At 63.3% G+C, this 12,952-nt stretch carries 12 protein-coding genes; 7 read left to right on the top strand and 5 right to left on the bottom strand.

Annotation, left to right across the window (positions count from 1 at the left end):
• Window positions 1–124: 124 nt before the first annotated feature.
• Window positions 125–1,042 (top strand): 2-dehydropantoate 2-reductase, encoded by a 918-nt coding sequence (locus tag ACL9RI_RS25125; protein ID WP_422729199.1) that lies wholly within the window; start codon window positions 125–127, stop codon window positions 1,040–1,042.
• Window positions 1,043–1,106: 64 nt separating this feature from the next.
• Here ACL9RI_RS25125 and ACL9RI_RS25120 read toward each other — a convergent pair whose 3' ends face one another.
• On the bottom strand, window positions 1,107–1,505 hold the full coding sequence (locus tag ACL9RI_RS25120) for a MerR family transcriptional regulator (protein WP_422729198.1): 399 nt from the start codon (window positions 1,503–1,505) through the stop codon (window positions 1,107–1,109).
• 141 nt (window positions 1,506–1,646) lie between these two features.
• Between ACL9RI_RS25120 and ACL9RI_RS25115 the strand changes: the two genes are divergently transcribed.
• Window positions 1,647–2,885, top strand: a complete 1,239-nt coding sequence (locus ACL9RI_RS25115; RefSeq protein WP_422729197.1) for an NADH:flavin oxidoreductase/NADH oxidase family protein — start codon at window positions 1,647–1,649, stop codon at window positions 2,883–2,885.
• Here the strand turns inward: ACL9RI_RS25115 and ACL9RI_RS25110 are convergent, their stop codons facing one another.
• On the bottom strand, window positions 2,886–3,650 hold the full coding sequence (locus ACL9RI_RS25110; RefSeq protein WP_422729196.1) for a LytR/AlgR family response regulator transcription factor: 765 nt from the start codon (window positions 3,648–3,650) through the stop codon (window positions 2,886–2,888).
• Window positions 3,647–4,714 (bottom strand): sensor histidine kinase, encoded by a 1,068-nt coding sequence (locus ACL9RI_RS25105; RefSeq protein ID WP_422729195.1) that lies wholly within the window; start codon window positions 4,712–4,714, stop codon window positions 3,647–3,649. Before ACL9RI_RS25105 ends, ACL9RI_RS25110 begins: the two co-directional genes overlap by 4 nt.
• Window positions 4,715–4,859: 145 nt before the next feature.
• On the opposite strand from ACL9RI_RS25105, the gene ACL9RI_RS25100 reads away from it, so the two are divergent.
• Window positions 4,860–5,696 (top strand): DUF2306 domain-containing protein, encoded by an 837-nt coding sequence (locus ACL9RI_RS25100; RefSeq protein ID WP_422729194.1) that lies wholly within the window; start codon window positions 4,860–4,862, stop codon window positions 5,694–5,696.
• A gap of 43 nt (window positions 5,697–5,739) precedes the next feature.
• On the top strand, window positions 5,740–7,176 hold the full coding sequence (locus ACL9RI_RS25095; protein WP_422729193.1) for a serine hydrolase: 1,437 nt from the start codon (window positions 5,740–5,742) through the stop codon (window positions 7,174–7,176).
• On the opposite strand, the gene ACL9RI_RS25090 is transcribed toward ACL9RI_RS25095, so the two are convergent.
• Window positions 7,161–7,961, bottom strand: a complete 801-nt coding sequence (locus ACL9RI_RS25090; protein ID WP_422729192.1) for an AraC family transcriptional regulator — start codon at window positions 7,959–7,961, stop codon at window positions 7,161–7,163. The genes ACL9RI_RS25095 and ACL9RI_RS25090 overlap by 16 nt on opposite strands.
• Window positions 7,962–8,055: 94 nt before the next feature.
• Here ACL9RI_RS25090 and ACL9RI_RS25085 point away from each other — a divergent pair, with 94 nt between their 5' ends.
• Both ACL9RI_RS25085 and ACL9RI_RS25080 read left to right on the top strand, forming a co-directional pair.
• Complete coding sequence (locus ACL9RI_RS25085; protein WP_422729191.1) at window positions 8,056–9,210, top strand: FAD-dependent oxidoreductase; 1,155 nt, start codon at window positions 8,056–8,058, stop codon at window positions 9,208–9,210.
• A gap of 65 nt (window positions 9,211–9,275) precedes the next feature.
• Window positions 9,276–10,085, top strand: coding sequence for a hypothetical protein (locus tag ACL9RI_RS25080; protein WP_422729190.1), 810 nt, complete (start codon window positions 9,276–9,278; stop codon window positions 10,083–10,085).
• Here the strand turns inward: ACL9RI_RS25080 and ACL9RI_RS25075 are convergent.
• The gene (locus tag ACL9RI_RS25075) at window positions 10,068–12,158 is read right to left on the bottom strand and encodes an ATP-binding protein (protein WP_422729189.1); all 2,091 of its coding nucleotides are present in this window, start codon (window positions 12,156–12,158) and stop codon (window positions 10,068–10,070) included. The genes ACL9RI_RS25080 and ACL9RI_RS25075 overlap by 18 nt on opposite strands.
• 49 nt (window positions 12,159–12,207) lie before the next feature.
• Here ACL9RI_RS25075 and ACL9RI_RS25070 point away from each other — a divergent pair, with 49 nt between their 5' ends.
• The gene (locus ACL9RI_RS25070) at window positions 12,208–12,939 is read left to right on the top strand and encodes a response regulator (protein ID WP_422729188.1); all 732 of its coding nucleotides are present in this window, start codon (window positions 12,208–12,210) and stop codon (window positions 12,937–12,939) included.
• The last annotated feature ends 13 nt before the right edge of the window (window positions 12,940–12,952 follow it).

The following is a 12,952-nucleotide window of genomic DNA, read 5'->3' as shown; positions in this document are numbered from 1 at the left end:
AAGCGAAATCGCTGCCGGTTACATAAATGATGATTGACATATATGTTGTCATGCGGGTAAATTGGCGGACAGCGTGCATAGACGCGTGATGCACAGTGTTGCAATTCATTATGAGGAACACATCATGAAAGTATTGATGCTGGGCGCCGGCGCCATCGGCGGCTATTACGGAGCGCGCCTGATACAGGCTGGCGCCGATGTCACCTTCCTGGTCCGCCCACAGCGCGCCGCCCTGCTCGCCGCGCACGGCCTGGCAGTGCACAGCGAACTCGGCAATTTTCACGCACCGGTGCCGACCGTGACGCAAGATACCGTCCAGGCCGATTACGATGTGGTCATCGTGACCTGCAAGGGCTATGACCTCGATCAGGCGATGGACGCCATCGCACCGGCCGTGGGCCAGGCCACCGCCATCCTGCCTTTTTTGAACGGACTCGGCGCCTACGACAGGCTGGACCAACGCTTCGGCAGGGACAAGGTGCTGGGTGGTGTCGCCTACATCGCCACCATGCTCGCTGAAAACAGCGCCATCCGGCACCTGGGCGCGAACGATGTCGTGATCACTGGCGCCCGAACGCCGCTGCTGCACGAGCAGGCGCAGGCCTTGCACGCCGCCAGCCCCGGCGCGCGCACGTTTTCAAACAATATCACCCAGGCCCTATGGGACAAATGGGTGATGATCGCAGCGGGCGCCCTGATGACCTGCTTGATGCGCGGCACGGTGGCCGACATCCTGGCGGCGTCAGGCGGACGCAGCCTGATGCAAAGAGCGATCGCGGAATGCCGCAGCGTGGCCTCGGCAGAAGGATTTGATCTTGCCCCTGAGACAGTACAGCGCATGGACAGACTCTTGCTCGACGAACAATCAAGCTGGGCGGCGTCGATGATGCGCGATATCACGCAGGATATTGCGCGGCTGGAATCGGACGATATCCTGGGCAATATGGCCGAGCGGGCAGAAAAACACGGCCTGGACGTGCCGCTGCTGCGCGCTGCCTATTGCCAGCTGAAAGTCTACGAATCACAAAAACAGCGCGCATGAATTGAGGGTTGACTCAAAAGTATGGCAGTGGCGCCGGATCGATAAACTTGTTCCGGCATAACTACTAGCGTACCTCTCCCATCACCCGCCTGGCATTGTCGCCACACGCCATGTCGGCCGGTCTTGCCTCAATCACCTCCAGCAGGCGCTCGATCTCTGCCCTGCTCTGCCGCAGTTGCTCTTCCATTGCGGCGATGTCGATCACCTTGCGGCGCAAGGCCTGCAGCAGTTCTGCGTGGTCCCAGCTGTTCAAGTCGGCCGGGATCAGCTTGCGTATTTCTTCCAGGGAAAATCCTGCCTTTTGCGCGCCCGTAATGATGCGCAAGACCTGCAGCGCTTCGGGCGGGTAGCTGCGGTAGCCATTGTCGCCACGGAGCACCGCATGCAGCAAGCCGCGCGCTTCGTAAAAGCGGATGCGCGACGCATTCAAGCCGCTTTGTCTGGCCAGTTCGCCGATTTTCATGCCCATCTCGCTTGTCCCTTCAACATTAAAGCTTGCCTTAAGCTTTAATCATAGCAAAAAGCGTCAAAGGTGCTTGACCTTCAACTGAGGTTTAATCTTATAGTGGCCTGCATGACATCCTCTTTTCAGGAAAACAGCACCATGAAGACTTTATTTACTCCACTCACCTTGCCCAACGGGCAAATCATCCCCAACCGCCTGGCCAAGGCGGCCATGGAAGAAAACATGGCCGATGCCGACCAGGCGCCATCCGATCAATTACGACGGCTGTACCAGCAATGGGCCGACGGCGACGCCGGTTTGATACTGACAGGTAACGTCATGGTCGACGGCCGCGCCATGACGGGGCCCGGTGGCGTGGTGCTGGAAAATGATGCCCACCTGCAGCGTTTCAGGGACTGGGCGCAGGCGGGCCGCGCCCGTGGCGCGCAATTCTGGATGCAGATCAACCATCCAGGCCGGCAAATGCCTGCCGCCATGCAGCAGGTCACCTTGGCGCCGTCGGCCATCGCGGTAGACCTGGGCAAGCATTCCAAAATCTTTCCTCAACCCCGTGAAATGACGGAAGCCGATATCGCCGAGGTGATACAGCGTTTCGTCACCGCAGCCCGATTGGCCCAGCAAAGCGGCTTTACGGGCGTGGAAATCCATGCGGCGCACGGTTATTTGCTCAGCCAATTTCTTTCGCCGCTCAGCAACCGGCGCCAGGACCGCTGGGGCGGCTCCATCGCCAACCGGGCCAGGTTATTGGTCGAGGTCGTCAAGGCCGTGCGGGCCGCCGTGGCGCCCACGTTTGCCGTTGCCGTGAAACTCAATTCAGCCGATTTCCAGCGCGGCGGCTTCAGCCTGGAAGACGCCCGCCACGTGGTGACCATGCTGAACGATTTGCAGGTGGACCTGGTCGAATTGTCGGGCGGCAGCTACGAAGCGCCCGCCATGCAGGGCGAGGCGCGCGATGGACGCACCCTGGCGCGCGAAGCGTATTTCCTGGAATTCGCCAAGGAAGTGGCTGCCGTCGCCCATATGCCGCTGATGGTAACGGGCGGCATCCGCCGGCGCGCCGTGGCGGAAGAAGTGATTGAGAGCGGCATCGCCATGGCCGGCATCGCCACGGCGCTGGCCCTGCAGCCATCGCTGCCGCGCGACTGGCGTGCGGGCGCCGATAGCGTGCCCGTGCTGAAACCGGTCAGCTGGAAAAACAAGCTGTATGCGGCGGCCGCCAACATGGCGACCGTCAAGTTCCAGCTCCAGCGTTTGAGCCAGGGCCGATTACCGCAACCTGGCGTCAGCCCCCTGCGTGCCCTGATTTTCCAGCAAATCGGCAATGCCTTGCGGACACGGCAATACCGGCGCTGGGCCGCAAAACGGCCAGCCTCTTAATTACATCTGCCGGAAGTGATACAGGTAATTGCGGCTGACGGGCAAGGTTTCACCGCTGCCGCGCAGATGCAGCTCGGCCGTTTCATTCATGCCCCGCACCACCTCGTTCACGCAGCCCAGGTTGACGATGACGGAGCGGTGCGTCTGCACGAAACGGCCGGGATCGAGCTGTTCGGCCAGTTCGCGGATGCTCTTGCGTATCAGGACCACGCCTTCGTCCCAGACGACCTGCGTGTATTTGTCCTCGGCGCGCAGGAAACGTACTTGCTCGACGGGAATCAGGCGCACGCTGTTTCCCACTGACGCCTTGATCCATTGCAGCCATGGCCGGGGCTGGGCCACCAATCGCCAGGCCAGCTGTTCCAGCACGGCGTCCAGCGATGGATTGGTTCGTAGCGGACTGGCCAGCTGGCCTTGCAAGCGCTGCACCGTATCGGCCAGGCGCGCCGGGTCGATGGGCTTGACCAGGTAATCGATGGCGCCCTGCTCGAATGCCTGCACGGCATATTGCTCATAGGCCGTGATAAACACCAGGTGGGCGCGGCGGGCCAGGGCGCGCGCCACCTCGATGCCGTTCAAGCCCGGCATATGGATATCGAGAAACACGACCTGCGGCCGGTGCAGCTCGAACAGTTCCAGCGCCTCCGGGCCGTTGCGGGCGTCGTCCAGCAATTGCAGGGCGGGCCACAGGGTTGCCAGATGGGTGCGCAGGCGCTCGCGCAGCAGCGGTTCGTCGTCGGCGATCAGTGCGCTGGTGCGCGTCATGGGGTTTCTCCAGGGATAAAATGCAGTTCAACCCGCACGCCATGGGGCGCCACTTCATGCAGCTCCAGGCGGGCGCTGGCGCCATAGTAGGTTTGCAAGCGGCTGCGCAGATTCGCCAGGCCCACGCCGGGCCGGGCCGTTTCCGACATGCCCACGCCCGTGTCGCTGACCCAAAAGATCATCTTGCCCGTGCCGGCGTCGCGCAGGCCGCCGACGTCGATACGTCCGCCTTCCATGCCCGGATCGATGCCGTGGCGCACGGCGTTTTCCACCAGGGTCAGCAAGGACATGGCAGGAAAACGCAAGCTGGCCGCCTGGGGCACGTCGGTGACGGAAAACTGCAGCCGGTCCGGCATGCGCAAATGCATCAGTTCCAGATAGGCCCGCACCAGCTGCAATTCCGTCGCCAAAGTGGCTTCGGCATCGTTCAGGCGCGGCATGGCGGCGCGCAGATAGGCGATCAGATGGCGCAGCACGGGGCCGGCGTTGCTGGAACCGGAAGCTACCAGCGCTTCCACGTTGGACAAGGTATTGAACAGGAAGTGCGGCTCGATCTGCGCCTGCAACAGGCGCAGGCGCGCGTCCAGCAATTCGCGCTCCAGCCGGTTCTTTTCCAGCTCGGCCTGCAGCCGCTCCGTGCGTTCGCGTTCGTGGCGTTCGCGGCGCATGGCCAGCAGGGAAAACAGGATGCCGAACAGCAGCGCCAGGAACACCATCAGGATGTGGCCGATCAGGTTTTCCATCTGGCTCAGGTGAGCGATGAACTGGCCGCGCTGGGCAACGATGGCCGTGACCAGGGCCGCGATGGGCGCCGTGACCACCACGGCGGCGAGGCGCGCGACGGACGGCGACAGCCAGCGCGGATGCAACACCCCTGCCACCGAATACGCCAGCAGCAGGGCCGCGCCGATAAAACCGATGCGCCCGAACACGGCCGGATACGGCGTGCCGCTGAACAAATGCAGCCCCCACGACAGCACCAGCGTAAACACCAGCACGATCAGCGCATGCCTGGCGGTCGGCAGCAGCGCGGCAAGACCGCGCCCGGTGAATGTGAGTGGCATGTTTGGCATCCCGTCACAATAACCGCTCTGCCACCGTCGTTCAAGTCCCGAAAACCGCCGTTCATCGCAAGTTTGCCCAGCCACCGTTGTTGGCGAGGCGGCAACTGCCTATCGTGAGGATCAAACAACTCACAGGGATTCACAAATGCCTTCAGCTACTGCCACACTGCCAGCGCCCCCACAACTGCAAGGCTGGTCGATCACCGCCCTGGTCTCGGCCACCACCTTCTGGTTCGCGGCCACCGTCATCGGCCAGGGCATCTTTGCCGTCTATATCCTGGCCCTGTATGGCGGCAGCGCCGTGCGCGGCAATTTCAAAGGCTGGAACCATGTGATGACGCGTGGCCATGTGCCGGGCGATACGGCCGGCAATCTGGTCACGGGCGCTCATCTGCTGCTGGCCTTGATCGTCATGCTGGGCGGCGCGCTGCAACTGGCGCCGCCAATACGCCGCCGCATGCCCGTGTTTCACCGCTGGAACGGGCGCATCTACCTGGCAGGCGCAGTGGTGGCCGCCCTGTCCGGCTTATATATGGTGTGGCTGCGCGGCGCCGTGGGCGACATGGTGCAGCATCTGGGCACCAGCCTGAACGCCGTGCTGGTGCTGCTGTTTGCCGGCATGGCCTTGTGGCGCGCCCTGCAGCGCGATTTTGCGGCGCACAGCCGCTGGGCGCTGCGGCTATTCCTGGCGGTCAGCGGCGTCTGGTTTTTCCGCGTCGGCCTGATGTTCTGGATCGCCCTGCATGGCGGCCCCTCGGGTTTTAATCCCGACACTTTTACAGGACCGTTCCTGAGTTTCCTGTCGTATGCCCAGTATCTGCTGCCGCTGGCCGTGCTGCAGCTGTACCTGCTGTGCCGTGCACATGGCGGCACGGCTGCCCGTTTCGGCATGGCCGCCGTGCTGGTCCTGTGTACTCTGGCCATGAGTATCGGCATCGCTGTCGCCACCATGGGGATGTGGCTGCCGAGCATTAAATGGTGATATGCTTCCGCCAACAAATTTACCATCGCCATGAGGAGCTTCCTTGATACTGCGTCCCCTCTTCCGCTTCGTCCTGCCATTGGCTCTACTGGTCCCGCACGCGGCCCATGCTGCTGCAGCAACGTCGCCGGCGCAAGCCGTCAGCGGGCAAATGCATCTCAATGCGCAGCGCTACGGCATCGGCGGCCAGGCGGTATTTATTGCCCATGGCGCCAAGGTGCTATTCCGCGGCGCCGATGGCAAAACTGACCAGGCCAGCGGGGAAGACGTCACGGCCGATACCGTGTTTCCTATCTATTCGCTGAGCAAGCTGCTTGCCAGCACCCTGGCCATGCAATTGGTGGAACAAGGGAAAGTCGAACTGGACAAGCCCGCCAGCCTGTATGTGCCGGGCTTGCCGCAAGCCTGGCAGCAGATCACGGTGCGCCAGTTCCTCAATCACACGTCGGGCGTGCCCGAGTATTATGGCGCTGCCCAGACCACGGAAGATGGCCCCCGCGCGCCGTTTCCCGCCAGCCTGCAGGCAGCGCTGGACGGCCTGGCGGAGCAGCCGCTGCAATTTCCCACGGGCACGGACACGCGCTACACGCAGACCAACTACCTGGTGGTCACCGCCCTGCTCGAAGCCCATTATGGCAAACCGTATGAGCGCATCGCCGATGAGCGCATCCTGCAAAAGCTGGGCCTGAAACACACCTACCTGGGCGCCACCGATCTGCCCAGGACTGGCGTGGCGCGCAGTTATACAGGCAAGGATGGTCTCTTGCAGCCAAGTCAGGAGTGGTCGTGGCCGGCGTACGCCCATGGCCATAGCGATCTGTATATGTCGCTGAACGACCTGAGCCGCTTCCTGCAGGCGCTGACAGATGGCAAACTGGTCGGCAAGGCGGCCTTGCAGCAGTTCTGGCAAACGCCTGTACCGCCCAAAGGCCGGCGCGCCGGCTTTGCCACGGGCTGGGAAACGGGCGAGATGGGTCCCTACCATGAAGTCGGCCATGACGGCGGCACCAAGGTGCGTGCCCGCGTCGCCTACCGGGGCGGCCTGGACGGCGACCGCTACACCATCATTTACCTGACCAATGGCAGCGCCAGAAACGTCTGGTCGCGCAGCCTGGTCAATAGCGTGATGGCCGCCGCCGCGCCGGACCAGTTTCCGGCAGAAGTCGTTTCCGAGCAATTGATCCAGGCCGCGCTGGCCCCCGCCTTTGACACGACCGCGCAAGCGAAATCACTGCAAGCCCACAGTCCGGTACAGGGTGCGGCGCTGGAGCAGACCATCAACAATACGGGCTACATGCTGCGCGAGAACCTGGGGCTGGACGCCGCCCTGCGCGTGTTCGAACTCAATACCGTGCTGTTCCCTGCCTCGGCCAATACCTGGGACAGCCTGGCCGAAGCCTGGCAGGCCAAGGGCGACCAGGCGAAAGCAAAGCTGCTATATGAAAAATCGCGGCAATTGCTGCCTCAAGCTGCGAAGTAACGCCCTGGCGAGACGCCCAGGCTGCGGCGGAACATGGCGATAAAGTTGCTGGGCGTGGCGTAACCGAGGCTGTAGGCAATCTCGGCCACGGCGTCGCCGTTTGCCAGCCTTTCCAGCGCATGCAGCAAAGCGGCTTGCGTGCGCCACTGGGCAAAGCTCATGCCGGTTTCGGCAGGAAACAAGCGGCTCAGGGTGCGGGCCGACATGGCGCCCCACCTTGCCCATTCCTGCAAGGTACGCTGGCTATCAAGCTGAGCCAGCACGGCGTTGGCCACGGCCAGCAGGCGGCGGTCCGTTGGCATGGGCAAATGCAAGGCTTCCTGTGGCGCATCCGCTAATTCGTCGAGCAGCACGGCCAGCATCCGCTGCTGGGCCGCAGTGAATGGCGCCAATTGCGGCCATTTGGCGGCGCGGCGCACCAGGGCGACCAGCACCTCGCTACTGCCAATCACGCAAGGCTGGGGTGGCAAGCCGGCGCAGGCGTAGGGAGCCAGCAACACATTCCAGCCGCTCAACGCCCCGGAAATACTGACCTTGTGCTCCTGCCCCGGCGGCAGCCAGCCGGCCCGGTGTGGCGGCAAGATCCACGAACCGTGCCGCGTGCGCACATGTACCAGTCCGCTCTCGACGCACATCAACTGTCCCCGCACATGGCGATGCCAGTCGACCTCGCGCGTGCCCAGCCGAAACTGGCTGGCGGCGCCGTCATCGCTCCACTGGACGATCAGCGGTGGACCATCGGCCAGTTCGCTGAAATCCGGGGTGCTGTCCTCTGCTTCCTGCATGGCTCAAATTCATTATTTTATGTCTTGGCAACGTTATCACGTCAGAGACTTGCTGTCGAATAATGCTGTATCGACCTCTACCGCAAGGATCAGCATGAATACCACTTCCTTCCACATCACCATCATCGGCGCCGGCATCGGCGGCCTGTGCCTGGCGCAAGGCTTGCAGCAGGCGGGCATCGCTTGCGATATCTACGAAAAGGACGCGGCCACCAACAGCCGTCGCCAGGGCTACCGGTTGCGGCTGGACCAGACTGGCCTGGCCGCGCTGGCCGCCTGCCTGCCGCCGCAGTCGTACTCACGATTGAAACAGTGCGGCGCCCCGCCTTCGCCCGGCGTGCGCATGATCGACGCGCAACTCTGCACCTTGCATGACAAAGGAGTAGATGACTGGCAAGAGGATCAAGAACCCGATTTGCGCATCAACCGCCTGAGCCTGCGTGAAGTCCTGTTGACCGGCATAGTCGAGCACGTGCACTTCGGCAAGGCCTTCAAACGTTACACGGAGAAGGCCGATGACAAGATAGTTGTCCACTTCAGCGATGGCAGCAGCGTGGTGACCGATGTGCTGGTCGGCGCCGATGGCGTGCATTCGGCCGTGATGGGGCAGCGTATTCCCGGTCTGCGGCCGAAAGAGTCTGGCGCTATCTGCCTGTATGGCCAAACCAGCCTGGACGCCGCCACGCACCGGGTCGCACAGGCACTGCAATCGGGCACGTCAGTGCTGTTTGAACCTGGCCTGGCAGTGGTGATCGACGCGATGACGACGCAGGCAGTGCCGGCTGACATCCTCATCACGCCGATTTCCGACTATCTGTACTGGGCCATGATAGGCAGGCGCGAACGTTTTCCGGGGATGGAGCAGGATTTGCCGGGCTGTATCGCCCGCATCACGGCCAACTGGTCGCCGTCCTTGAAACACCTGTTCGACCTGGCCGACCCTGCCGCCATCACGGTGGCGCCCATCCGCCACGCTAGTCCCCTCCAACCGTGGAAAACCAGTCCTGTCACCGTGCTGGGCGACGCCATCCACGCCATGAGTCCCGCCAGCGGCCTGGGCGCCAATACGGCGCTGGCCGATGCGGCAGCGCTATTGCAAACCTTGCTGGATGTCGCCAATGGTAAATCCGGGCTGCTGCCAGCGATTGCCCGCTATGAAGAAGGACTACGTTTGCGTGGCGATGCAGCCGTGGCCGCATCGCGCCGGGGCAGCGAACAATTGTTTGGCGGCGCACAAAGTACGGCATAAGTTAAGAACAAGTTAAGAAATTATAAATTGTGATAAAGTAATATTTATCGATCAAGGAGTGTGCAATGGTAAATATTACTGCCTCGGCAAGCAGCATGGCGCGGGAAAATAATGCCCTTTCAGTCAACGCCACTGCCAGCAAGGCGGCGGCAACGGAAAAAACGGCTGAAACAGCAAGCGCTGGCGCCGTGTCGGACACGACGGTAATCTCCACCCTGGCGGGCCGTTTGTCGCGGGCCGAGTCGTCCACCAGCGCGAACATCCAGGGCCTGGACCATCAGGCGCTGGCGGCCAAGCTCAATGGCAACATCAAGGACATCAACTATCCGCTGGACGCGGCCCACAAGGAAGCGGCCGCCAGGCAGTTGCCGCAACCGAACGACGCCGCGTCGGCCAGGTCGGCCGCTGCCGCCACCGCTTTTATCGATGGCAGGGGCCCCAATCCGTTTGCCGGGCTGTCGCGCGAGCAACTGGCGACCATCACCCACGACGACAGCGGCACGTTTACCGTCAATGAACGACGCGCCGCCTATACGCAGGCCTACGATGAAGAGCAGGCCTGGCGCACGCAAGTGGTGGCGCAAGCCATGCACGAATACGATACCACCGGCAAGATGACCGATTTCTTCAAGTCGGTGCTGTCGCATTTCGAGGGCTTGCCCAAGCTGGAACAGGCGCTGTACCCGGAAGATTACGCCAGCGACCTGCAGGACAAGATCAAGCTCGACTTCAACTACTTCAACCATGCCGCTGGCGATGGCGGACCGACACCGGGCTCGCTCGCCAGCATGAGCAAGGCAGGCCAGGACAAGCAGGCGCCGGACCTGTTCGACCTGCTGCTGGGCTTGAATTCAGCCTCAGGCGCGCGGCAGTGAGTGAGGAAGCAATTCCGCCATCACCTGCACCAGCTCTTCGCGCCGCAACGGTTTGAGCATCAGTTGCGACACGCCAGCCGCCGTGGCCTTGGCCGCCATCAAGGGGCCGCCATAGCCGCTCAGTAACACCAGCGGCAAGTCCGGCAATTGCGCATGCACCACCTGGGCCAGCGCCGTGCCGCTCAGGCTAGGCATCACTTCATCGGTAATCACCAGCGCATAACGCTGCGGTTCGGCCAGCAAGGCTTGCAGCGCGGCCGGCGATTCCGTGTAGCCGACCGTGTCATACCCCATCTCCCTGAGCATTTCCTCGACCATCGCCACCAGGTCGGGATCGTCGTCGATCACCATGACGGTCTGCGGCGCGCCGTTGACGGGCGTGGCGGCCAGCTGGCCATCGTCGTCCGTATCGGTCGATTCGGGCAGGAAGATGGTGAATACCGAGCCGCGCCCCACTTTGCTGCGCACGTCGATGGCGCCGCCGAATTCCGCCACCACGCCATGCACCACGGCCAGGCCCAGGCCCGTGCCCGCCTCCTGGGCACGGGTGGTAAAGAATGGTTCGAACAGGTGTTCCATCACTTCCGGCGAGATGCCGCGGCCTTCGTCAGCCACGCTCAGCTCAAGATAAGCGCCCGCTTCGAGCCGGCTGTGCGACAGGATGCGCGCCTGCTCCACCTGCACGCGGCGCAGTCCCACCGTCAGCGCGCCACCGGACGGCATCGCCTGCATGGCGTTGGTGCACAGGTTCATGATGGCCTCAAACGCCTGGGTCGGGTCGCCATTGGCCCTGCCCTCGTCCAGCTGCAGCTGCCCTTGCAATGTGACGCCGGCCGGCAGCGAACCTTCCAGCATGGCCAGCACTTCTTCGACGATGGCTTTCAAGTCAAACGAAGTCGATGCGCGCGCGCCGCCGCCGCTGAAGGTGAGGATGCGCGCCACCAGGGTCTTGCCGCGCAAGGCCGCCTTGATCACCATGTCCAGGTGGCGGCGCTGGGCGCTGCCCTCGACGGCCGCATCCTGCGCCATCTCGCCATAACCGATGATCGCGGCCAGCACATTATTGAAGTCATGCGCGACGGCGCCGGCCAGCGCGCCCAGCGAACTGAATTTGCTGCTGCGCGCCTGCTGCGCCTGCAAGGCCTGCTGCGCCAGCGCCCGGCGCGCATCGGCGCGGACGATGTAGTACACCGATACGGCCAGTACCAGCAGCAGGAAAGCCACCACGGCCAGGGTCAGGCGCACGGCCTGGCGCCAGCTGACCAGCATCACGCCCAGGTCGCGCGTGAGCACCACGTCGATGCCGAATTGCTGCAGGCTGTGCATGGCGACCAGGCGTTCGCTGTCATCGTGGAAGTGGCGCACGGCGCTATCCTGCATGGCGGCCAGGCGGCGCGCCAGCTGCGCCTCGCCTATTTTGGCTCCCGCCACGATGGCGCCGGCCAGGCGCACGCCATCGGTGCGGAACACGGCCATGCGGGCGTCCGGTGCGGGCGAGGCGATGGAAAACGCGCCCAGCAGCGATTCTGCCGGCAAGGCCGCCACGAACCAGCCACCGGGACGACTGCCATCGGCGGGAAAGTGCGCCGCCATCGCTACCTTGGCCGGCGCACCGGGCGCCGCCGCATACGGCCGGCTGATGGCGACCTGGTCGCCCTGCAGGCTGTCCAGCGATGGCGCAAACGAGGCCAGCGCCGGCGGCGGGCTGGCGTCGGCTGCCGCCAATACCTGGCCCTGCTCGTCGAACAGCCATAAATTCTGCACCATCGGCATCAAGTCCACATGCGTTTTCAGCACGCGTGCGGCCAGCGGGCCGCTGGTGGGCAGCCGGCCTTCGCGCAATTCCGTCTGCATGGCGCGAAATCCCTCATCGACGCCCTGCAAGCCGCGCCCCACTTCGGCTGTCAGGGCCAGCGACAGCAGCCGCAATTCGCGGCCCTGGGTATCGATCGCTTCGCGCCGCAGATGCAGCAGCGACAAGCTTGCCACCAATATCATGACGGCAGAAATAATCAGGGCCAGCACGATGGACCGGCGCAGCAAGGGCTTTGCTTCTGCTACGATATCATCCATGCCCGATCTTGCTCCTGCCCTGGCCCCCACCGACGATTGATGACTGAACATGACTAACTCCGTTGCGCCGCATATCCTGATGCTGGACGATGATGCCGCCATTTGCGAACTGGTGGCTGAATACCTGGGTAATAACGAGATGCGCGTCACTTGCGTGCACACGGGCAGCGCCATGTTTGCCGCGCTCGAAGCGCATGCCGTCGACCTGGTGCTGCTGGACTTGAAACTGCCCGGTGAAGACGGCTTGAACCTGGCGCGCCAGGTACGCGAACGCGCCACCGTGCCCATCATACTGCTGACGGGACGCAATGAAGAAGCGGACCGGGTGATGGGACTGGAACTGGGCGCCGACGATTACGTGACAAAACCGTTCAGCCCCCGTGAATTGCTGGCGCGGGTGCGCGCCGTGCTGCGCCGCTACCAGGTGCAAGCCACTTTGCCCGAGCGCGATGGCAGCCGCCGCGCGTTCCGTTTTTCGGGCTGGGAGCTGAACTTGCGCACGCGCCGCCTGACGGCGCCCGATGGCACGCTGGTCGACTTGTCGAATGGCGAATTCAGCCTGCTCAACGCCCTGTGCCGCTCGCCGCAGCGCGTGCTGAGCCGCGACCAGCTGCTGTCGCTGTCGCGCCTGCACGAGGCGGAAGTCTATGACCGCTCGATCGACGTGCAGATCCGCCGCCTGCGCGTGAAAATGGAAGAAGACGCGACCGCGCCCAAGCTGATCGTCACCGAGCGCGGCGCCGGCTACCGCCTGGCCAGCGACGTCGATACCCTGTTCTGATGGTATACAAGTT

The organism is Janthinobacterium sp. Mn2066, assembly GCF_049319705.1.
Lineage (GTDB): Bacteria > Pseudomonadota > Gammaproteobacteria > Burkholderiales > Burkholderiaceae_D > Janthinobacterium.
The sequence above is the reverse complement of the archived record's forward strand: the minus strand, read 5'-3'. Positions and strand labels throughout refer to the sequence as shown.